This window comes from Paenibacillus fonticola DSM 21315, from assembly GCF_000381905.1.
GTDB classification, from domain to species: domain Bacteria; phylum Bacillota; class Bacilli; order Paenibacillales; family Paenibacillaceae; genus Fontibacillus; species Fontibacillus fonticola.
The window spans coordinates 118,423-138,805 of the sequence record NZ_KB907254.1 but is presented as its reverse complement, the minus strand read 5'-3'; the positions used below and the strand labels follow the sequence as shown (position 1 = coordinate 138,805).

Here is a 20,383-nt window from a genome sequence, read left to right as displayed (position 1 = left end):
GACATTATCAAGACTTAGTTTAGCGAGGTAGGTAAATATGAACGCAATAGAAGTGCAGGATTTGCGCAAAGCATTTAAAATACAAAAAAACCGCGAAGGCCTCAAAGGGGCTTTCGCAGACTTGTTCAAGCGGCAGTACCAGGAGGTCGTTGCCGTGAAGGACATTTCGTTCGCCATTCCTCAGGGCGAAATTTGCGGCTACATCGGGGAGAACGGCGCGGGCAAATCGACGACCATCAAGATGCTGACCGGCATATTGGTGCCGACCTCTGGCAGCCTCAACGTTGGCGGATACGTTCCCTATGAGGAGCGGGAGCGCTTCGTGCAAAATATCGGCGTCGTTTTCGGGCAGCGCAGCCAGCTATGGTGGGATATCGGCGTCATCGAATCGTTCCAGCTGCTGCGGAAGGTGTACCGCGTATCCGAGCAGGATTTCAAGAAGCGGCTGGATGAGCTCGTCGAGCGCCTGGATCTCCAGGATCTGCTGAACCGTCCGGTGCGCAAGCTCAGCTTGGGTCAGCGCATGCGCTGCGAGCTGGTCGCCGCGCTGCTGCATAATCCGTCGATCCTGTTCCTCGACGAGCCGACGATCGGGCTCGATATCGTGGTGAAGTCGGAAATTCGCGACTTCCTAAAGGATATGAACCGCGAGCATGGCACGACGATCCTGCTGACGACGCATGATTTGCAGGATATCGAGGCGCTCTGCTCACGCGTCATCATGCTGGATGACGGGCGGATCATTTACGACGGTGGCCTGGAGGAGCTGAAGCAGCGCTGGGGAACGGGGCGCGAGGTGCTGTTCCAATTCGGAAGAGCGACGAAGCTGGAGACGCTGCGGCAGTGGACCGCAGGACTGGCGGTGGAGTGGTCGGCCGAGAACGATCTCAATGCCAAGGTCTGGATTCCGCTGGAGCTCAACGTATCCGATGTGCTCGGCCGGGTGGTGGGACAAGCGGACATTACAGATATCAAAATCATTGAGACGAATACCGATGAAATCGTACGCAGCATATATCAATCCGGTTCGGCGGAGAAGGCCGATGAAGCGGCAGAAGCGGCAAAAGCGGCTGATTCCCTGGCGGATGACACCAAAGAGGTCAGCCATGTCTAACCGTCTTTCGTCCGAGCTGCCTTCATCCAGACAGACCCGCCCAGAAGGGCGGAAGCCGCACCAGAGCGGGAGGCGTCTGCTGCTTGACGCGTATTTGGATTTTATCCGCATCCGTTTCCTGACCATGCTTGCTTATCGAATTAATTACTATACCGGTATTCTAATCTATACCCTCAATATCGGGGTCAACTACTTCACCTGGAAAGCCATTTACGGTGATGGTGATTCCTTGGGCGGCTTTACCGCCGTGCAGATGACGACGTATGTTGCAGTATCCTGGATGGCCAGGGCATTTTATTTCAACAACCTGGACCGGGAAATCTCGTCCGATATCCGCGACGGCAGCATTGCCATTCAATTTATACGTCCTTATAACTATGTATTTGCCAAAATGATGCAGGGGCTCGGGGAAGGCATGTTCCGTTTCCTGCTGTTCATGATTCCCGGCATGGCCATCGCGATGCTCTTGTTCCCGGTGCAACTGCCAACCGCCCCGTCGGCATGGGCTGGCTTTCTTGTCATGCTGATCTTCAGCTTCCTGATCAATTCACAGATTAACGTCATTACCGGCCTTTCCGCCTTCTTCATTGAGAATAATGAAGGCGTCATGCGGATGAAACGAGTGCTCGTCGATCTCTTCTCCGGGCTTATCGTGCCGATCAGCCTGTTCCCTGGCTGGCTGTCCAAGGTGCTTGAGGTGCTGCCATTCCAAGCGATCACCTATTTGCCGGGCTCCGTCTTTACGGGCAGAGTGCAGGGCGTAGGCATCTGGAACGTGTTGGGCATTCAGGTGTTCTGGTTTGCGGTATTAATCATCCCGATGATCCTGTTATACCGAGCGGCGCGGCAGCGCCTGTTCGTGCAAGGAGGTTAACGAGAGGCATGACGAGGATGTTGTATTATTTAGGATTGATTATGGAATATTTCAAAAATTACATGAAAACCCGGCTCACTTACCGCGCCGATTTCTGGGTTGAGGTCATCTCGGATTTGCTGTTCCAGGCGACGAACTTTATTTTTATCCTGGTCGTATTCATGCATACCGATAGCCTGGGCGGCTGGAGTCAAAACGAGGTCATTTTCGTCTACGGCTTCTTCATGGTGCCGTATGCCGTGTTCAGCTGCTTCGTCAACATGTGGAATTTCAGCGAACGCTACATCGTCAAAGGGGAGATGGACCGCGTACTGACGCGTCCAGCGCATCATTTATTTCAAATTTTCCTGGAAAATATCGACCCGCCAGCCCTGATCGGCGGCCTCGTCGGCATCATCATTATGGTGATGAGCGGCGGGCAGCTCGGGCTGCCGTTGGAATGGTGGACCATTCCGGCGCTAATTATTTTGACGCTTAGCGCGGTCGCGATTTATACAGGGATTTACACCGCGCTCACCTCGTTGTCGTTCTATTCAGACGCGCCAACCGGGATTCTTCCGCTCATGTTTAATATCCAGAACTATGGGCGCTATCCTGTGACGATTTATAACCGGGCGATCCAAATTTTGCTGACTTGGGTTATCCCGTTCGCCTTCGTCGGCATATATCCAGCGGCGTTATTCCTTCAGCGCGAAGAAATGACGGGCATGGCACTGCTCACCCCGGTGATGGGGGCAATCTTTTTGGGCATCGGCCTGCTGACATGGAACATGGGAGTCAAACGCTATAAAGGCGCAGGTTCCTAAGACGCTGGATTGCAAAGCTTCATAATTGCTGCCCATTATCGTATCTTGGATCAGGATCCAACAGGTTCACGGCATAACGAATCACCCGCTAAATTTACTTTAGCGGGTGATTTTATATTTATAAGAACAGCAATGGGTGATAGATGCGCAGTCCCCGGTGTTTTCATATGTTGTGCCGTCCCTGGTATTTTCATATGTTGCGCAGTCCCTGGTGTTTCCATTTGTGTCCCTAGTGTATATTTGTGCAGCTAGAGATCATTTGCCATATTATGCGGCAACGGTTTTATGTTATTTAGCGTACAGCGGTGCGATCCGGTCGATTCGGTTCGTCCAAATTCCACCCGTATAGCCTTGGGGAAGCCGCGTTAAATCCTCTTTAGTATCAAAACCTTCCGACCACTCACCGCTGCCACCGACAACAATCACCCGCGTGCCCGCATCATCCATCCGGTTGAGAAATTTATTCGGCCAGCCCCACAGCCAAGTAGCAAATTTCACGGGGATATGCAACTGTGTGTTTCTGCATGCCGCAGGTATATAGCCGCTCCAGCCGACCCCTTCATAAGCAAGAAGGCAGCTTTTGAGCGTTGCCTTCGACATTACCCTCAGCCCGGGCAATTCCTCCTGTAAGGCAGCTATAGGTTCGTCGCCTCCGTAGACGGTTAGCCCAGCTAAACGTTCTTCCGGCAGATCGGCAAGATATTGCGCGAGCTGGCGGCCCTCCGCCGAATCATTGCTCTTAATATGAATCAGGAAGGTTCCGTCCGGAAAATGCTCCAGCACCTCATCCAGCGACGGCATCATTCCAATGCCTTTTCCGCGAAAAGGGTATGTCGCGCCGTTGTCCGCCGTATAGCCATAGCCGATATCGATATCCTTCAGCTCGTCCATCGTATAGTCGCCGACCATACCCTGCACATTCGTCCGGCAATCCAGTGTCCAGTCATGGAATATAGCGAATCGGCCATCCTTCGTCGGCTTGATATCCAATTCCACCATGTCCGCTCCGGCATCGAAGGCAGCCTGCATCGAGGGGAGGGTGTTCTCCAGGTAAGGGTGTTCCGGCTCAAAAATCCGGGTGGCCGTGCAAGTATCCCCTTCCATTCCCTCCATGCTGAACGTTTGACCGAGACCGCGGTGCGCCAGCAGGAAAGGTGAGCCGCTGCGTTCCTTTGTCAGCAGGGAGGTGTTGTTCAAATAAATAAAAGCCGACAAAATAAGCAGAAGTACAATAGGTCGTTTCCATTTTCTTAAAAATTTCATTTATAGCCCCCATTTAATATAAAATTAATACATTGATCGCGCTTTAGCCCCTCCGCCGGTTTAATGCAGAATGCTGCGCAGCGTCTGATCCAGCCTGGGAAATTTAAATTCATAGCCTTCCTGCACCAAGCGTTCCGGAATTACCCAGCGGCTTTTCAACACCAATTCGGTTTCCGTCCGGATGATGACGGCACCGAGCTCCAGCAGCCATTTTGGCGCAGGCAGGCCGAATTTGCGGTTCATCGCTAGTCGCATTCCGCCCATGAGCTCCCGGTTGGTAACAGGGTTCGGGGAGGCGCAGTTGAATACGCCGCTCAAATCCTCCCTGGCCTGCAGAAATGAAATAATGCCGTAAATATCCTCGAGATGAATCCAGCTGAAGCGCTGGGTTCCCGGACCTTGGATACCGCCAAGCCCGAAGCGGACAAGATTTTTGTACGGCGTCATGACGCCCCCGTCTTCTCCAAGGACGATGGAGATCCGCAGCGCCGCTTGCCTAGTGGCGGGCAATTTAAAAGAGAAAAAGGCCTGCTCCCATGCTTGGGCCACCTCGACGGAGAAGCCGGCCCCAATATCGCCTTCAGCTTCCGTCATAGGCCGGTCCTCGGCATGCCTGTAAATCGTGGCCGTACTGGAGTTGATCCAGAGGGCAGGCGGCTGTTTGCAGGCAAGTACGGCAGCGCCGAGAAGCTGGGTCGTCTCCGTGCGCGAGTCCATAATGGCCAGCTTGTTCTTCACGGTATAACGGCAGTTGACGGACTTTCCTGCCAGATTGATCAGCATGTCCGCTTGCTCCAGCGACTCTACGATTCCCTTGTGGTCCCGCCATGAAATATGGCCCGGCTGCCTTGAAATATGTATGACTTCATACCCTTGCTGTTGATACTTCTTACTGAGATAAGTTCCAATGAAGCCGGTGCCCCCGGCTAAGACGATTTTTCTGACCATAAACGCAACAACTCCGTTTCTGCCCGGTAATTTATGGGCGGGTTGATTTATACGCGGTTTCTGATGATTGCAGCGCCGTCTATTCAATGATGTAGACGTTATAAAGGTTACAAAGTTACACTTGCGGAACTATTTCTCAGTAATATGGCCTTGTATTCACAAAAAAGATTTGGGACAATAATAAACAGAATTTTAAGTTCTGAAAAGAGGATAAATATGATGAACACATCATCCATTTATGGATTTACGCTAAATCAGCTCATTGCCTGGCTGGAGGAGCGTGGGCATAGAAAATCGCGCGCACTCCAGGTATGGGATTGGCTTTACCGCAAGCGGGTACACAGTTTCGCGGATATGAATGACATTAAACCGGAGGTTCTTGCGCTGCTTGAAGAGCATTTCGTGATGGAGACGCTGACGGAGCAGGTGAAGCAGCAGTCGGCGGACGGGACGGTCAAGTTCCTTTTTAAGCTGGCGGATGGCAATCTGATCGAGACGGTTTTAATGCGCCATAAATTCGGTCTCTCCGTCTGCGTCACTACGCAAGTCGGCTGCAATATCGGCTGCAGCTTCTGCGCGAGCGGCTTGCTGAAGAAGAGCCGGGATTTAACAAGCGCCGAAATCGTGGAACAAATTATGAAGGTACAGTTCCATTTGGATCAAGCCGGACAGGAAGAGCAGGTGAGCCATATCGTCGTTATGGGCATCGGCGAGCCGTTTGATAACTTTACAAACGTATCCAACTTTATTCGCACGGTGAAGGACCATAAAGGTCTGGCTATCGGGCCGCGGCGCATTACCGTATCGACAAGCGGCCTTGCGGACAAAATTATTGAATTTGCCGACTCCGACCTGCAGGTTAACCTGGCGATTTCACTGCATGCCCCCAACAATGAACTGCGGACGCGCATCATGAAGATCAACCGGGCTATCCCGATCGAGCAGTTGATGGAGGCTACAGACTACTATTTGGCGAAATCGAACCGCAAGGTTACTTTGGAATACATTTTGCTTAGAGACGTAAACGACGGCACAGAACATGCGCAGGAGCTTGCTGAGCTGATCGGCGACCGCCGAAGCGGGGTTACGGTCAATCTCATTCCCTATAACCCGGTCGATGAACACGGCCAGTACCAGAGAAGCCGCAAGGAGTCGATCCTGGCCTTCTACGATGTGATGAAGAAGCAGAAAATCAACTGCAGCGTTCGCCTGGAGCACGGTACGGATATAGATGCAGCCTGTGGCCAGCTGCGAAGCAAGCAAATTAAGAAGGATAGAAAAATATCATAAAAAGTGGTTATAAGTAAGTGCTATAAGTAAATGGTCTCCTTATCTATAGACCTGTGCCGTTACCGTCCCTCATTCTCCTCATAGACTAATATGTAACATCAAAGAAGGAGGATGAGGATCTTGAGTGAGATTTATTATAATTGCTTGCGATGTAAAGATAGAAGAGTCCGCATACTGACCCGGGACGGACGGCGTTATTCCGGAACAGTGGTGGGCGTAGACTACAATAATGTCTATTTGCGTCCCGATGCTAGAGGCGTCGTCACCACCTCGGCCTTTTATCCAGGCTTTTATGGAAATCAAATTTTAACATTAAGCTTGTTTACTTTGTTGGCAATTGCCTTAATTTAAAAGGAATAACTGATTCTGCTCCCCTAAGGAAGGGGAGTTTTTTCCTTTTTTATCCTTCAGACGGACTAATCTAGTCTGAAATACATAGAGCATGTTTAGTAAATATAGGATAGAATGGAGGCGGCATATCCACAATTTAGAAATAAAACTCAAGGAATTTTGCATTACATCAGGTAAAAAATTTATAGAAATAGGACAGGTGAAGATGATGCCAATACGGCTCTATAGCTTCAAAAATTTGCTGATTATCCTGACAATCGTCAGTATGGGGCTTACTACGGCAATCAGCGTATATTCCAAGGAGGCGGCTTTGAATAACGAAAGCTCACCTACCGAGCAGTTTGTAAGGAAGCATATGACGAATCCGAACGGAACCTTGGCTACTTATTTGCAGTCTGGAACCTCTTCCAATCCGGACCTTGTGGCCGGTCGTGAGGCGTTGTCCGAGTCGCTGGGGCTGTGGATGCAATATGCGATCATGAGGCAGGATCAGGCTTTGTTTGACGTCAGCTATCAAATATTGCTCGATCACTTCTTAACGGAGCAGAAATATGTTGCCTGGAAGCTGGACCCGAATGGCCAAATTAAAGTAAACACCAATGCGCTTGGCGACGATTTCCGGATCATCGGCAGCTTGCTGGAGGCCTCCAAGCTGTGGAAGCAGGACAAGTACTTGATTACAGCGCGGGAAATATCAGATGTCTTACAGATGCATGTCCAGAACAACGGCTATTTCGTAGATTTTTATGATTTTGCCAGAGCGGAGGCTCCGTCCACGCTGAGTCTGGTTTATGTAGATACAGCCGCGCTCGGTTTAATGAAGGATCATCAGCTTATTGATTCGGGAACCTATGAGCAATATCAGCAGATGCTCGCGAAAATGCCGAGCGATGGCATTTTTTATCCAAAAACATTTGATGTAAAGCGTTTGAAATATTCGTTTGACGATAGCGTTAACCTGATCGATCAGCTGATCGTAGGCATCCACCTTGCCGAGATGGGGAGGGAGCCCGCGCCGCTCATTTCGTTTCTAAAAAGGGAGTTCCAGCAGCACAAAAAGCTAAAGGGGCGGTATACCCGGGCGACCCGTAAAGCAGAAGTCGCTTATGAATCTCCCTCCGTGTATGGGCTTGCGATACTGCTTGCCTTGGAATGCGGGGATAAGGAATTTGCGAAACAGCTGCACAAGCATATGATTTCTCTTAGAAATAGGGATAATTCCTATTCCGGCGGGTATGTCTTTAATAAGAATACCCACTTTTTCGACAATGTTTTCCCTTTACTCGCCGAAACAGCGCTGAAAAATTCCTGATTTAGGAACCTTGTTTAGAATTTGTATAGTATTCCATTTTACAATGATATTACTTGGGGTGAATAGATTTGTTTCTTCAATAGTAAAAATTAACCCATGGTATTTCCTCATATGAGCTGTTATATGGGGAATGCCTGTTTTTTATATATCCATGGCTGTGTTTGACCCTATGGACCGATAACGTTTAACAAGGAAGGTTGATTATGAGCAGAATACCAACGCATCGAATGGCATGGGGTTATTACATCCTTATATTTCTCGCCATTGTTCAGCAGTTTTTCATCTACCTTAACGTCTACATGGAACAGAGCTATACAGGGACGGAATTTATTCTCAGCGCCGCAGCATTGGCCGCCCTTGTTATAGGGCTGCTGATTCCGTTAGGGTTTACTGTTGTCGGTGTGTTTGTTTTTCTTGTCAGTTATTTTGTATGGCTGGCTACATATGCGCAAATGAATGTGTTGGCTTTTGCCTGGATTTTACTGATTCCAGCCAATGTTGTCTTCGCCGCTGTTATCAAATCAACGCTCATTCGCAGCAAGATTATGATGGACCGATTGCAAGAGCTCCAGCAGCGGGACCCGCAGATCGACCTCGATACGACGCTCAGCAACAAGGAGGCGCTGGCTGAGATCGTAATCAAACAGTCCAATTTGGCTAAACGGTATTCAGACACTTACGGCTTTTGTATGGCCATGTTCAAAATCGATTTCCTGCCGCTCGTGCAGGAATCACTGGGATCAGAGCGGTATGCTCAGCTGCTGCTGGAGCTGTCGCGTACGATTCAGCAGCAGATACGCTACGAGGACTATAAGTTTTTTATCGATAAAGGGCGGTTCATTATTTTGTGTCCGATGGCAAATCATGAGTTTTTGCAGGCGCTGACGGACAGGATTAAGCAGGCCTTGATGGATATTCACTTTCTCGATAAAAAGGGGCAGCCGCTCAAACTGGTCATCCGCGCCGGGGCAGTCGTGTTCCAAAAGGAGCAATTCAGCAAGTATGCGGATATAGAAGCGGTAATTGCTGCGCTGGAAAGACATACGGAGACGGATCTGATCGGAGAGTATATTTAATATCGTATTCTATCACGCCTATTACAAGCATTGATATTGCGGGAGGGAGGTGGGGAGGTCCGTGCTTGCGAAGACATATATTAACTGGTTCATTCCGCTATCTATAGGAGTCAGTATTATTTTTGCAATTATGGTTGTCATTTTGACGATTGCCACCCTTGTTTTCCGCGCCAGGGTAAATAAAAAGTACGATCGGGGGAAGTTCAGTGGCTGATTTCTTGTTGATTGCATGTATGGTTAGCATCTGGATCGCTGTGCTTCAATCGATCGTCATTATGATCGGCGCCATCCGCTTTGTCATGAGACAGAGCAGAACGCCGCTGGTGCTGCCGGATAATATGGCCGATTTTCCTACCGTGACGGTCATCGTTCCGGCGCACAACGAAGAGGTAGTCATCGTAGCTACGGCAAGGCATGTACTGCATTTGAACTATCCCGCGGAGAAAATCCAGTTCATCGTCGTAGCGGATAATTGTACGGACGGTACGGCCGCGAGATTGCAGGCGCTTAAGGCTCAGCCTCAATATGAGCACCGGGATTTCTTCATTATGGAGCGCACCGGGACCGGCGGAAAATCCGGCGCTTTGAACGATGCAATGAAGCTCGCTAGGGGGGAATGGATTTGCATTTTTGATGCGGATGCCGCCCCGGAGCAGAACGCTTTGCTGTTTTTGGTGCAAAAAGCGATGGAGGAGCCTGAGCGGTATGGCGCGGTATTCGGCCGTAACAAAGCCCGCAATCGCGGACAAAACTTCCTCTCCCGGTGTATTAACCTGGAACTGGTGACGATGCAGCGCGTTCTTCATACCGGGATGTGGGAGCTGTTTAAAATAGGGACGATCCCGGGGACGAATTTTATTATTAAAACCTCGCTTATCAAAGATATTGGCGGATGGGACGAAAAGGCACTCACCGAGGATACGGCTGTTTCATTTGAAATCCTAACGCGGGGGCAGTTGATTGCCCTGGCCTCGCAGGCGGAGGCCTATCAGCAGGAACCCGAGGAGCTGAGCGTATATATGAAGCAGCGCGAACGCTGGGCGAAGGGTAATTATCAGGTCGTGCTGGACAACATCCACCATTTGTTCAAACCATCCAGCTGGCGTATCAAGCTTCATGTGCTTAATTTTGCCGCGAGCTATTTCTGGTTTCTCGTTACGATTGTCATCTCGGACCTGATCATTGTCGCTAACATTGTTTATTGGATCATTGCTTTATTCAAGCCGGAAATATCGTCCCCTTTTCAGTTTGATGGCGATGTCTATATATTTCTGATCATTGCCTGGGGACTGATGTATTACTTGTATGTGCTGCAAATTAATTTAGCCCTAGCCAGCGATATTGGGCAGAGCAATATCCGCAATTTCATCTTGTCCTGTCTGACGTATTTTACGTATGCGCAGCTATTCCTCGTCATTTCAGTCCGGGCATCCTACAATTTGTTCATGGACAAAATTACACATCGGGAAAACAAATGGTACAAGACGCAGCGGTTTGATTAGCCGGTCTTGTACCGGAAGCCTGGCGCAAGGGCGCTCCTTAAATGACCGCCACGATCAACAGCACCCACCCTGCCAAGAAAGCGACACCGCCCAGCGGCGTAATCGCTCCAAGCTTGCGGACGCCGGTTAAGCTAAGCGCGTATAAGCTGCCCGAGAACAGAAAAATTCCAGCCGTTAAAAGCCAGCCGGCCCAAATAACAAGAGAGACTGCCTCAACCTGCGCAGATATTAATCCTAGTAACAGCAAGCCGAGGGCATGAGCGATATGGTACTGGATTCCGGTTTGATAAATTTTCATCATTTCCTCGGACAGCTTCCTCTTCAGTGCATGGGCTCCGAACGCCCCTAAAGCAACGGCCAGGAACATCATGCCCGCTCCGAGCAGCAATAATGTCGTCATCGATACAACACCTCCATTCCAAATAGTAGCGGCTCCTCAGGAAGGAGTCAATTCAAGGAAGGGGAGAGGGTGTCACAAAATCGGAGGCTCATTTGTCTACCTTATATCACATGATGAGGGAGAGATGGACGAATGAGTCTAAGGTTAAATGTTCAGAAAGCCAACCCGGCAGCGTATCAAGCGATGTCCGCATTGGAGAAGTACACGAGGGGGTCCAGCGTGGATCCCGTCACGAATGAACTGATCAAGCTTCGTGCGTCTCAAATCAATGGATGCGCCTATTGTCTGGATATGCATGCTAAAGATTTGATGGCGATGGGGGATCACGCCGACCGGATTTTGCTGCTCAGCGTATGGCGGGAGGTTCCCCACCTGTTCACGGATCAGGAACGGGCCGCTTTGGAGCTGACGGAATGCGTGACGAATATTTCGGTGGAAGGAGTGCCGCAGCCGGTCTATGAGAAGGTGAGGCAGCATTTTACCGAGAGCGAATACGTAGATTTATTGATAGCCATAAATACGATTAACAGCTGGAATCGCCTGGCTATTTCATCAGGACTTTACCCCGGTTGTTTCGAGTCATAAAATGGTAATATAAAAAAGAAGAGGAGATCCCGAAAGGAAGCCGTCCCGGCTTCTTTTTGGCATTTGGAGGAGGTGAGCCGCTTGTCGGCGCCATTGGGAAATAAGGAGGCTCAGAACGGACAGGCTGATATGGATATCGGCGCTCTGTATCGGAACTACCGGGGTTATGCTTTTTCCATCGCCTATCGGATGCTGGGTGTGATAACGGATGCCGAGGATGTCGTGCAGGACTGGTTTGCGGAGATGCAATCCAAGGATATGACAGAAATCCGCGATGTAAAAGCCTATTTGGCAAAAGGGATTACGAATCGCAGTCTGAACGTATTGAAATCGGCGCGCAAGCAAAGGGAAGTATACGTCGGAGAATGGCTCCCCGAACCTCTCGTTGCTGATTACGATTCTCCCGAGCGGACGCTGGAGCGGCAAGACGTCATTTCGTATGCCTATTTGGTCATGCTGGAGCGGCTCACTCCGATGGAGCGGGCGGTCTATCTTCTTCGGGAAGTGTTCCAGTATGATTATCCTGCGATATCGGAGATGCTGGGCAAATCGGAGAGCAATTGCCGCAAAATATGCAGCCGGGCCAAGCAGAGCCTCAATTCGGAGGAGATAAGGATTGACGGCCATCCCGCTCCTGATCAGGAGGGTAAAAGGAAGCTGATCGAGCGGTTTATTGCCGCTTTTGAGCGATACCAGCTGGAGGAGCTGCTGGAACTGCTCTCTGAAGATGCGGTAATGATTACCGACGGGGGCGGACACACTCGTTCCGCTATTTTTCCGATTACAAGCCGGAAGCGCGTGTTGGCTTTGCTGACTTCGCCCAAAGCGTTTAAGGAATTGCGCGGGTGGCAAGCTGTGTTGACAGAGGTAAATGGTGAAGTGAATTTAATCTTTGTGAAAAAGGGGCAATTGAAGGGCATATTATGCCTCCAAATGGCAAGCGAATCAAACCGCATCCAACATTTATATTTGCTGCTCAATCCCCACAAATTGAATCATGTACTTGCATGAGCAAGATCTCCGGATCTTGCTCATTTTTTTTATGTACAAAATTTATAACTTTTCAGCGGAGCATGACAATAGACCTTTTTTTATATTATTTTGAATTTAATAATATTATGAACTTTACAATAGTGTGTGGCATACAGTATATTGAGAGCAGGAGTTGATAAGATGACTGACATTCAAGAGATCGTGAATGGATTACTGCAGGAGCTGCGGCGGGGAACGATCATTATCGGCGTGCTCAGCCAACTGTCAGACCCCCAGTACGGATATTCGCTAGTGATGATATTGGAAGAGAAGGGCATGTTCATTGACCCCGGCACGCTGTATCCTTTGCTAAGAAGACTGGAGAAGCAGGGGTTGCTGGACAGTGAATGGGATACAACGGAGAGTCGGCCGCGGAAATATTACCGCCGGAGCGAGTTCGGCACTGAGGTGTACCGGCAGCTATGCACGGAATGGAGGGAATTGAACAGAAGCGTAGAAGGCTTGCTGGACTTGAATTGAATTGATTTTGGAGGAGGAGTGACTCGTGGATATTGTTCAGAGGTATATTTACGCTGTAACGCAGAAACTGCCCGAAGGGCAGAGGGAGGACATTAGGCTAGAGCTGCAAGGCCTAATTGAAGACATGTTGGATGAGCGCACACAGGGCGAGCCTGCGACGGCTTACGACATTGAGGCAGTTCTCCGTGAGTTGGGGAGCCCGCAGGAGCTTGCCGACAAATACCGGCCCCGGCCAAGATATTTGATCGGTCCAGCATTTTTTGAAGTATACATTTCTATACTGCGGATTGTGATGATCTCTATTGTCATCGGGATTACGGTCAGCTTCGGCGTTCAAGCTCTTATAAACCCGGCGGAGATGCTGCAGCATTTTATTAACTATATTATATCGATGATGACGACTGGCGTGCAGGGTTTTGCTTGGGTGACTGTCGCTTTTGCTATTATCGAATACGCCGGTGTGCGGCCGAAGAACAAGAACAAACGGGAATGGTCTCTTGCCGATTTGCCGGAAATTCCTGACCGCAGACTGCTCATTAAGCGCAGCGAGCCTATCGTGGGGATTATTTTCTCCGTATTGTTCGCCGTATTGTTTACATTCTCAGTAGAACTGATCGGGGTGATTGTTTTTCGAGAGAATCTCAGGGAGGTCGTGCCTATCTTCAATGTAGAGAACTTCGCCCGGTATTTACCGCTCATCTGGGGGCTGACGGCACTTAGCATACTGAAGGAATCAGTCAAAATGATTTTCCGCAAATGGACGCGCGGTGTAATGCTGTTCCATGTGGCATTTAATGCAGCCACATTTATTTTGCTGGTGATTATGTTCAAAGATTCTGCCGTTTGGAACCCTTATTTTATAGAACAACTGGTGCAGTTAAGTATTCTGACTCCGGGCAGTGAGGCGTTCGAGTGGGTTGAATCGATCTGGAACAGTGGGGGCAACTGGTTTATAGCTATCGTGGCTATCGTGACAGTGATTGATATAGTGACGGTATGCTTGAAGGTGTATCCGATTCATAAGGGTGCGGTAGAGAACATCCGGAACCACTAATGGCTCTGCGCTTGTGTCTGTCATAACCCGGCGAGCAAGGGGAATAATTTGTTTGCCGGGACTCCCATCGGGGTAAAGGTTAGCGACGTACTCTGTACGCTGACTAACGATCTCGATCAGGAGGAATCAGTGTTATGGATGACCAACACAAATCAGGCGGTAACCGCAAACAGGAGCAGTTGGAGCAGTTTCGCGTGAAGGACGAAGGCCAGAAGATGACGACGAACCAGGGACTGCGGGTCTCGGAGGACGAATTTTCTCTCAAGGCAGAAGAGAGGGGTCCGACGCTGATGGAGGACTTTCATTTCCGGGAAAAAATGACGCATTTCGACCATGAACGCATCCCGGAGCGCATCGTGCATGCGCGGGGGTTTGCGGCTCACGGAGAGTTCGAACTATATACATCGATGAAGCCGTACACGAAGGCCAAATTTCTGCAGGACCCCGGGACTGTAACCCCCGTGTTCGTACGTTTCTCTACGGTTGCAGGCTCTCGCGGCTCAGCGGAGACGGTGCGTGACGCTCGGGGGTTTGCTACGAAGTTCTATACCGAGGAAGGCAACTATGATCTGGTCGGCAACAATATTCCCGTATTTTTCATCCAGGACGCCATCAAATTTCCGGACTTGATCCATGCGCTGAAGCCGGAGCCGCATCATGAGATGCCGCAGGCGGCCTCAGCTCATGATACATTCTGGGATTTCGTGGCTAACAACCAGGAGTCGGCCCATATGATCATGTGGACGATGTCGGATCGCGCCATCCCGCGCAGCTACCGGATGATGGAGGGCTTTGGGGTTCATACGTTCCGGTTCATCAACGAAGAGGGCAAGGCCCATTTCGTGAAATTCCATTGGAAACCTGTACTCGGCACGCATTCGCTAGTCTGGGACGAGGCGCAGAAAATTTCGGGGAAAGACCCAGATTTCCACCGCCGGGATTTATGGGAATCGATTGAGCAGGGCAATTATCCCGAATATGAGCTCGGCGTCCAGCTTCTCCCGGAAGAAGACGAGTTCAAATTCGACTTCGATATCCTCGACCCGACCAAGCTGTGGCCGGAAGAGGACGTTACCGTACAACTGATCGGAAAAATGACGCTGAACCGTAACGTGGACAACGTATTTGCGGAGACGGAGCAGGTGGCCTTCCATCCGGGGCATGTCGTGCCAGGGATTGATTTCACCAATGATCCGCTGCTGCAGGGCCGCTTGTTCTCCTATACGGATACGCAGCTGATCCGGCTTGGGGGACCGAACTTTCATGAGCTGCCGATTAACCGGCCGGTGTGCCCGTTCCACAACAATCAGCGGGACGGCTATGGGCGGCAGACGATTAATGTAGGCCAGGTCAGCTACCACAATAACTCGTTGGCCGGGAATACGCCTTCGCCTGCGACGGAGGCCGAGGGCGGATACGTACACTACCAGGAAAAAGTTGATGGCCGCAAAATCCGTGCCCGGAGCGAGAGCTTCAAGGATCACTTCTCCCAGGCGACGCTTTTCTGGAACAGCATGAGCATGGCGGAGAAGCAGCATATCATCGACGCTTTTTCGTTCGAGCTCGGCAAGGTGAAGAGCAAGTTAGTACGCCAGCAGGTGGTCGACATGTTCGGCAACGTCAGCTTGAAGCTGGCCGTTCCGGTTGCTGAGGCCATTGGGGCTATTCCTCCAGCGGGAGCAGGTTCACAGTCCAGCAAATCCTCCCCGGCGCTCAGCCAGGAGAATACGGTGAAGTCGCCGAAGACTCGCAAGGTTGGTGTGATCGCAGGTACGGGCTTTGCCGGCGCCGAGGCGAACTCGGTGCTGAATGCGCTGATTGCCGAAGGGGTTCAGGTTGAATTTATTAGCGACAAGCTTGGCGTGCTCCACGGGTCGGAGAATACGGAAATTGAGGCCGTGCATACGTTCCTGACCGCCGACTCCGTCTTGTTCGATGGGCTTTACGCGCTCGGCGGAGTGCTAGCTTCTGTTGACTCGGATCGGAAAGCGGCATCTTTTATCCGGGAGGCTTACTCGCATTATAAGCCGATTGGGGCAGCCGCGGGCGGCATGAAATGGCTGGAGCCGCAAATGGAGAACAGCCCGGGCGTCATTACGGGGTTGAGCGGCAGCGGCTTCGCGGCTGGCTTCATTGAGGCGATCGCGGCTCATCGCCACTGGGATCGCGCCTGAGCTTGGGCCTGAGGCAGTTTGCAGCCCAACTGCAAACTAAGGCCGAAGACGATGCAATGAAATGATGGAGAGAGACGACAAAAACGCCCCGCAGTGGAGAGTATTCAACTGCGGGGCGTCTGCTATTCATTAGGGCTGCTGCGGTTGTTCGGCTTCCACGACGATTTTGACCGCTTTACTGATCGCGGGAAGGCTTTTTGTCATGACAGGCTGATAGAACCCGATGACCTTGGAGCCTTGCTTGATGGAGCCCTGATCTACAGGCTTGCCCTCTTTATCGACGATGGCCGTATCGTCGATAAGCCGAAGGACGATGTGATTCTGGGACAGGTCAGTTAACCCTTGGCCCTTGACCAGATAACTGACATGTCCCTGGTCGTCCGTGCGGATTTCCTCGATCGTGCCTGCAGTTCCTAGCAGTTCGCCAGGCAATTCAGCGTCCAGCACGGTGAGGGTGTAGGCTCCGGACTGAGGCGGCAGGCTGAGGGTCATGGCCAGCGAATGCTCCGCTTCCACGGTCATCCCGAGCCGTAGATCTGACCATTCAAGCTTCGTTCCGTCAGGGCTTTGATATTTCGTATCCTCGCTTACATTCAGAACAAGCCCGTCTGGTCCGATTCCTTGAATATGGACGGAAGCATACTTATCGTCCTTATGGATGGCGGTAATAACGCCGGTGGTTTGGACGGTTTGCTGCTGCATCGGCTGTTCTGGTTGCTGCCCCTCCTGCGCCTGCGTTGTAATCGAGACGGAGCCAGTGTTGATGGCCACGGAGGCATGCAGTGCATTTTCGACGAAGGCGGCAGGCACATGCAGTTGTCCCTGCGTCAGCTCGGGAGCGGCTGGAAGGGAGGCGGTGATCCCGTTGTCTCCATAATCCTTCGCTCCTGTCGTGACAGCTGCGCTCATATCGTCCTTGCTTATGGTGGCGGAACGATCCGCTTGATTCCATTTCACGGTATAACCCAGCTGCTCCGCAACAGCGCGAAGCGGCAGCATGACTGCTTCCCCGTTATGCGTTTCATAGGCCATCCCGGACAGAAGCGTTCCGTTGATTTCAATAGCGGTAGCTGATGCCTGCGGCGAGGAGACGATCGGCGCGATATCTGCTGAGGCGGTTGGCTGGCTGGCCGCCGGCTCTGCCGCTGCGGCGCTAGAAGCTATGATCGCCGTGGACAAAGCCAGCATGGCCAGCGAAGTTCTCAAAGTAGTGTTCATCATTGTCATTCCTCTCGACTTGTAATGTTAGTAATTCTACAAGTCAAGACGGGGCTGGTCCTGAAATTGTTGCACAAGCTGACGAATTATACCAGCTTTTTGCGAATCGAGCCGGAGATCATGTCGATGATCGTAATCATGACGATGATGCCAAGCAAAATGATTCCGACCCTTTCCCAATTTCGGGAGCTCAAGGCAAAAATGAGCGGCGTTCCAATTCCGCCCGCTCCGATTATCCCGAGAATGGTGGCGGAACGGACGTTAATTTCGAACCGGTATAACGTATAGGACAGAAAACCTGGCAGCACCTGAGGGATCACGGCGAACCACATAATTTGCAAGCGGCTCGCTCCCGTGGCGATCAAAGCCTCGACGGGACCTTTGTCCAAATTTTCGACCTCGTCGGCAAACAGCTTGCCGAGCATGCCTACAGAATGCAGTCCAAGCGCCAGCACACCAGCGAAGGAGCCCGGTCCGACGGCCTTAATGAACAGAATGGCCATTACAACCTCCGGGAAGGTGCGGATGAAACTCAGAAACATTTTACCGGAACCGGACACCCATCTGGATGAGCTCATATTGGTTGCTGCCCAGAAGGCGAACGGAATGCAAATCAGAGTGGATATAAAAGTGCCAAGCATCGAAATGGCCAGCGTATCCAGCAAGCCCCGGAGCAAATCTTCTCCATCCGGCAAATAGACATAGTCCCAATCCGGCGAGAAAATCCCCGCAACGATCGCCTTGAAAATTTGTCCGGCCGAATCTTTAATGCCGGTATAAGGAATTCCGGAGAAAGCCCAAATATAGATAAGTGCAAGCGCCGCGTAAATCAGCCAGCGGTAAGCTTTTTTCTTCGGTTTGCGGACAGCCTGAGTGTCCAATTTTGTCTTCATCGCCCTATTCATCATAGTAATTTCTCCCGCAGCTTCATGCTCATATAGTCAATAAGGAGTACGATGGCCAGTGTAAAAATGATGATGACGCACGTTTTGTCATATTCCAGGAAACCGAGCGTTACTTCATAGTAATGACCGATGCCCCCGGCGCCAACGAGGCCTAGAATCGCCGCGGCCCGCACGTTGATTTCGAACGTATACAGCACGTAGGAGGCAAAGTGCGCCTGGATTTGCGGAATGACGGCGAATATGATGCGCTGTAAGGAATTGGCCCCGGCCGCGGTCATCGCCTCCAGAGGCCCGTGGTCGATCGTCTCCAGCGCTTCATATGTCAGCTTGGCGATCAGGCCCATGGAGAAAACCGCCAGCGCAAATATGCCCGGGAGCGGACCGAGTCCGAAAATGGCGACAAATAGCGCGGCCAGCAATAAATCGGGAATGGTCCGTACTAAATTCAGCAGGAAGCGCACCGGATAATAAATCCAGCCGGTACGGGTCAAATTGCTGGCGCACAGCAGGGCGACAGGGATCGCGGCTATTGCTCCGAGCGTAGTACCCACTAAGGCCATACGAATCGTCTCCAGCATAGCCTCGACGATATTGTTGAAATAGGTCCACCTTGGCGGGAACATTTCCCGCAGCAGATCAAGCATGTTGGGAAGTCCGGATGCAAGCTCGCCAAGCGAGGATTCCGTCTGCACGGCACTGCCCCAGAGCAGGAGCAGTAGGATGACAGCGGTCAAAATATGCTTCAGCCGGTTGGGTGCTTTGGGGCGATCATTAACTTGTACCGTCGGTTTGGCATTCATACGACTCGCTCCTCCAGCAGCTCATCCTGTTGAATCGGCCGGCCGTAAATGGCGGAGAACACTTCGTCCGTCGCCTCCGATACAGGCCCGTCGAAAACCACCTCGCCGGCTCTAAGGCCGATAATCCGCGTTGCATAGGTTCTGGCTAAATCGATAAAGTGCAAATTGACAATCGTCGTAATCCCCAATTCCTGATTGATTCTTTTCAAGTCGTCCATTACCTGTTTGGTCGTCAGCGGATCTAGCGACGCAACAGGCTCATCAGCGAGAATGATTTTCGCCTCCTGTGCAAGCACACGGGCGATTGCCACCCGCTGCTGCTGTCCTCCCGACAGCTCGTCTGCCCGGGCATAGGCTTTTTCCATAATGTTCACGCGGTTCAGCGCCTCAAAGGCAATATCCGTATCCTCTTTCGGAAACAGCCCTAGCATCGTCCGGAGCGTGGAATGATAGCCGACACGTCCGGCCATGACGTTGCGCAGCACCGTGGACCGTTTGACCAGATTGAAGCTCTGGAAGATCATGCCGATCCCGCGGCGAATCTCGCGCAGCTGCTGCCCCGAGGCGCGTGTAATGGACTTGCCGTCGATTTGAATGTCTCCTTCGGTAATGTCATGCAGCCGATTGATCGAGCGCAGCAGCGTGGATTTGCCAGCACCGGACAGGCCGACGATGACGACGAATTCACCGGGGAGGATCGACAGATTGATATCGTTAAGGCCTTTCGTTCCATTGGGATATGTCTTGGATACATTTTTCAGTTCAATCACGTATATAATCATTCCTTTAAAGGTTAATGTTGCAGGTCTCACTCCAGGGCTATCATAGAAGCATAATTTGTGGCTGGGTTTGCTGACATCATACAATGAGCAGCGCAGCGCACAGCACTAACGCCGGAGGCGTCGCGCACCTACCTGGAAACGTCCCACTTGCCCCAGAAGCGCCACTTTTGCACTGGAAACGTCGAGCTTAAGCTGGAAACACCGTACTGCACTGTTGTACATCGTGCTCACTGTGCCCTGTACGCACGGAGCGGATCCATGCATGCTCGGATATCTGTCGACCATATAGGTCGTCGTAATCTGCGAAGTTCGGCCCGCCGTTCCGAAAAGCTGCGCAAATAACGAGCACAGCCAGCCGCAGTGCAGCAGCACTCCGACTGGCTTATATTCAGTACGTTCAGACTCCCAATTCACATT

22 protein-coding genes are annotated in these 20,383 nt (G+C 51.2%); 14 read left to right on the top strand and 8 right to left on the bottom strand.

The genetic code is table 11. The features are described from left to right. Nucleotides 1-37 precede the first annotated feature (37 nt). The 3 genes from G358_RS0111975 (at nucleotide 38) to G358_RS0111965 (ending at nucleotide 2,794) form a co-directional block, all read left to right on the top strand. Nucleotides 38-1,114, top strand: coding sequence for an ABC transporter ATP-binding protein (locus tag G358_RS0111975; RefSeq protein WP_019637466.1), 1,077 nt, complete (start codon nucleotides 38-40; stop codon nucleotides 1,112-1,114). A 79-nt stretch (nucleotides 1,115-1,193) separates the two neighbouring features. Next, nucleotides 1,194-1,988, top strand: coding sequence for an ABC transporter permease (locus G358_RS0111970; protein ID WP_026342219.1), 795 nt, complete (start codon nucleotides 1,194-1,196; stop codon nucleotides 1,986-1,988). 17 nt (nucleotides 1,989-2,005) lie between these two features. Next, nucleotides 2,006-2,794: an ABC transporter permease gene (locus G358_RS0111965; protein WP_026342218.1), complete on the top strand. Its 789-nt coding sequence runs from the start codon at nucleotides 2,006-2,008 to the stop codon at nucleotides 2,792-2,794. A gap of 288 nt (nucleotides 2,795-3,082) precedes the next feature. Here the strand turns inward: G358_RS0111965 and G358_RS0111960 are convergent, their stop codons facing one another. Both G358_RS0111960 and G358_RS0111955 read right to left on the bottom strand, forming a co-directional pair. Then, on the bottom strand, nucleotides 3,083-4,057 hold the full coding sequence (locus G358_RS0111960; protein ID WP_019637463.1) for a glycerophosphodiester phosphodiesterase family protein: 975 nt from the start codon (nucleotides 4,055-4,057) through the stop codon (nucleotides 3,083-3,085). A 60-nt stretch (nucleotides 4,058-4,117) separates the two neighbouring features. Further along, nucleotides 4,118-5,005, bottom strand: a complete 888-nt coding sequence (locus G358_RS0111955; protein ID WP_019637462.1) for a TIGR01777 family oxidoreductase — start codon at nucleotides 5,003-5,005, stop codon at nucleotides 4,118-4,120. 219 nt (nucleotides 5,006-5,224) lie between these two features. Between G358_RS0111955 and rlmN the strand changes: the two genes are divergently transcribed. The 6 genes from rlmN (at nucleotide 5,225) to G358_RS0111925 (ending at nucleotide 10,536) form a co-directional block, all read left to right on the top strand. Then, nucleotides 5,225-6,295, top strand: coding sequence for a dual-specificity RNA methyltransferase RlmN (gene rlmN, locus G358_RS0111950; protein WP_026342217.1), 1,071 nt, complete (start codon nucleotides 5,225-5,227; stop codon nucleotides 6,293-6,295). 120 nt (nucleotides 6,296-6,415) lie between these two features. Further along, complete coding sequence (locus G358_RS0111945; RefSeq protein ID WP_019637460.1) at nucleotides 6,416-6,646, top strand: LSm family protein; 231 nt, start codon at nucleotides 6,416-6,418, stop codon at nucleotides 6,644-6,646. A gap of 205 nt (nucleotides 6,647-6,851) precedes the next feature. Beyond that, entirely contained in the window at nucleotides 6,852-7,958 is a 1,107-nt protein-coding gene (locus G358_RS0111940) for a glycosyl hydrolase family 8 (RefSeq protein WP_240480010.1), read from the top strand. Between the two features lie 203 nt (nucleotides 7,959-8,161). Beyond that, on the top strand, nucleotides 8,162-9,034 hold the full coding sequence (locus G358_RS0111935; RefSeq protein ID WP_019637458.1) for a diguanylate cyclase domain-containing protein: 873 nt from the start codon (nucleotides 8,162-8,164) through the stop codon (nucleotides 9,032-9,034). Nucleotides 9,035-9,095: 61 nt separating this feature from the next. Further along, the gene (locus tag G358_RS33455) at nucleotides 9,096-9,248 is read left to right on the top strand and encodes a hypothetical protein (protein WP_019637457.1); all 153 of its coding nucleotides are present in this window, start codon (nucleotides 9,096-9,098) and stop codon (nucleotides 9,246-9,248) included. After that, complete coding sequence (locus G358_RS0111925) at nucleotides 9,241-10,536, top strand: glycosyltransferase family 2 protein (RefSeq protein ID WP_019637456.1); 1,296 nt, start codon at nucleotides 9,241-9,243, stop codon at nucleotides 10,534-10,536. Before G358_RS33455 ends, G358_RS0111925 begins: the two co-directional genes overlap by 8 nt. 37 nt (nucleotides 10,537-10,573) lie before the next feature. On the opposite strand, the gene G358_RS0111920 is transcribed toward G358_RS0111925, so the two are convergent. Beyond that, nucleotides 10,574-10,936, bottom strand: coding sequence for a DUF423 domain-containing protein (locus G358_RS0111920; protein ID WP_019637455.1), 363 nt, complete (start codon nucleotides 10,934-10,936; stop codon nucleotides 10,574-10,576). A gap of 132 nt (nucleotides 10,937-11,068) precedes the next feature. On the opposite strand from G358_RS0111920, the gene G358_RS0111915 reads away from it, so the two are divergent. The 5 genes from G358_RS0111915 (at nucleotide 11,069) to G358_RS0111895 (ending at nucleotide 16,261) form a co-directional block, all read left to right on the top strand. Further along, entirely contained in the window at nucleotides 11,069-11,521 is a 453-nt protein-coding gene (locus tag G358_RS0111915; protein WP_019637454.1) for a carboxymuconolactone decarboxylase family protein, read from the top strand. Nucleotides 11,522-11,593: 72 nt separating this feature from the next. After that, nucleotides 11,594-12,532 carry a sigma-70 family RNA polymerase sigma factor gene (locus G358_RS0111910; protein WP_420836057.1) on the top strand — a complete coding sequence of 313 codons (939 nt, stop codon included), beginning with the start codon at nucleotides 11,594-11,596 and terminating at the stop codon, nucleotides 12,530-12,532. A gap of 162 nt (nucleotides 12,533-12,694) precedes the next feature. Continuing rightward, a complete protein-coding gene (locus G358_RS0111905) occupies nucleotides 12,695-13,033 on the top strand; it encodes a PadR family transcriptional regulator (protein ID WP_019637452.1) in 339 nt (112 codons plus the stop codon). Between the two features lie 25 nt (nucleotides 13,034-13,058). After that, nucleotides 13,059-14,087, top strand: a complete 1,029-nt coding sequence (locus G358_RS0111900) for an HAAS signaling domain-containing protein (RefSeq protein WP_019637451.1) — start codon at nucleotides 13,059-13,061, stop codon at nucleotides 14,085-14,087. Nucleotides 14,088-14,221: 134 nt separating this feature from the next. Then, the gene (locus tag G358_RS0111895) at nucleotides 14,222-16,261 is read left to right on the top strand and encodes a catalase (RefSeq protein ID WP_019637450.1); all 2,040 of its coding nucleotides are present in this window, start codon (nucleotides 14,222-14,224) and stop codon (nucleotides 16,259-16,261) included. Nucleotides 16,262-16,390: 129 nt separating this feature from the next. Here G358_RS0111895 and G358_RS0111890 read toward each other — a convergent pair whose 3' ends face one another. The 5 genes from G358_RS0111890 to G358_RS0111870 all read right to left on the bottom strand — a co-directional run bounded on the left by G358_RS0111890 (nucleotide 16,391) and on the right by G358_RS0111870 (nucleotide 20,380). Beyond that, complete coding sequence (locus G358_RS0111890; RefSeq protein WP_019637449.1) at nucleotides 16,391-17,482, bottom strand: copper amine oxidase N-terminal domain-containing protein; 1,092 nt, start codon at nucleotides 17,480-17,482, stop codon at nucleotides 16,391-16,393. A gap of 83 nt (nucleotides 17,483-17,565) precedes the next feature. Next, complete coding sequence (gene phnE, locus G358_RS0111885; RefSeq protein WP_019637448.1) at nucleotides 17,566-18,387, bottom strand: phosphonate ABC transporter, permease protein PhnE; 822 nt, start codon at nucleotides 18,385-18,387, stop codon at nucleotides 17,566-17,568. Next, nucleotides 18,384-19,184 carry a phosphonate ABC transporter, permease protein PhnE gene (gene phnE / locus G358_RS0111880; protein WP_019637447.1) on the bottom strand — a complete coding sequence of 267 codons (801 nt, stop codon included), beginning with the start codon at nucleotides 19,182-19,184 and terminating at the stop codon, nucleotides 18,384-18,386. The genes phnE (G358_RS0111885) and phnE (G358_RS0111880) overlap by 4 nt, the downstream gene beginning before the upstream one ends. Then, nucleotides 19,181-19,954 carry a phosphonate ABC transporter ATP-binding protein gene (gene phnC, locus G358_RS0111875; protein WP_026342213.1) on the bottom strand — a complete coding sequence of 258 codons (774 nt, stop codon included), beginning with the start codon at nucleotides 19,952-19,954 and terminating at the stop codon, nucleotides 19,181-19,183. Before phnC ends, phnE (G358_RS0111880) begins: the two co-directional genes overlap by 4 nt. 117 nt (nucleotides 19,955-20,071) lie before the next feature. Next, on the bottom strand, nucleotides 20,072-20,380 hold the full coding sequence (locus G358_RS0111870) for a hypothetical protein (RefSeq protein ID WP_019637445.1): 309 nt from the start codon (nucleotides 20,378-20,380) through the stop codon (nucleotides 20,072-20,074). Nucleotides 20,381-20,383 lie beyond the last annotated feature (3 nt).

Coding starts and splice junctions, on each gene's coding strand:
- G358_RS0111965 (WP_026342218.1), top strand. CDS start 2,006: ATGTTGTATTATTTAGGATTGATTATGGAATATTTCAAAAATTACATG.
- G358_RS0111955 (WP_019637462.1), bottom strand. CDS start 5,005: ATGGTCAGAAAAATCGTCTTAGCCGGGGGCACCGGCTTCATTGGAACT.
- G358_RS0111940 (WP_240480010.1), top strand. CDS start 6,852: ATGATGCCAATACGGCTCTATAGCTTCAAAAATTTGCTGATTATCCTG.
- phnE (WP_019637448.1), bottom strand. CDS start 18,387: ATGATGAATAGGGCGATGAAGACAAAATTGGACACTCAGGCTGTCCGC.
- G358_RS0111915 (WP_019637454.1), top strand. CDS start 11,069: ATGAGTCTAAGGTTAAATGTTCAGAAAGCCAACCCGGCAGCGTATCAA.
- phnE (WP_019637447.1), bottom strand. CDS start 19,184: ATGAATGCCAAACCGACGGTACAAGTTAATGATCGCCCCAAAGCACCC.
- G358_RS0111935 (WP_019637458.1), top strand. CDS start 8,162: ATGAGCAGAATACCAACGCATCGAATGGCATGGGGTTATTACATCCTT.
- G358_RS0111920 (WP_019637455.1), bottom strand. CDS start 10,936: ATGACGACATTATTGCTGCTCGGAGCGGGCATGATGTTCCTGGCCGTT.
- G358_RS0111890 (WP_019637449.1), bottom strand. CDS start 17,482: ATGATGAACACTACTTTGAGAACTTCGCTGGCCATGCTGGCTTTGTCC.
- G358_RS0111960 (WP_019637463.1), bottom strand. CDS start 4,057: ATGAAATTTTTAAGAAAATGGAAACGACCTATTGTACTTCTGCTTATT.
- rlmN (WP_026342217.1), top strand. CDS start 5,225: ATGAACACATCATCCATTTATGGATTTACGCTAAATCAGCTCATTGCC.
- G358_RS0111975 (WP_019637466.1), top strand. CDS start 38: ATGAACGCAATAGAAGTGCAGGATTTGCGCAAAGCATTTAAAATACAA.
- G358_RS0111895 (WP_019637450.1), top strand. CDS start 14,222: ATGGATGACCAACACAAATCAGGCGGTAACCGCAAACAGGAGCAGTTG.
- G358_RS0111905 (WP_019637452.1), top strand. CDS start 12,695: ATGACTGACATTCAAGAGATCGTGAATGGATTACTGCAGGAGCTGCGG.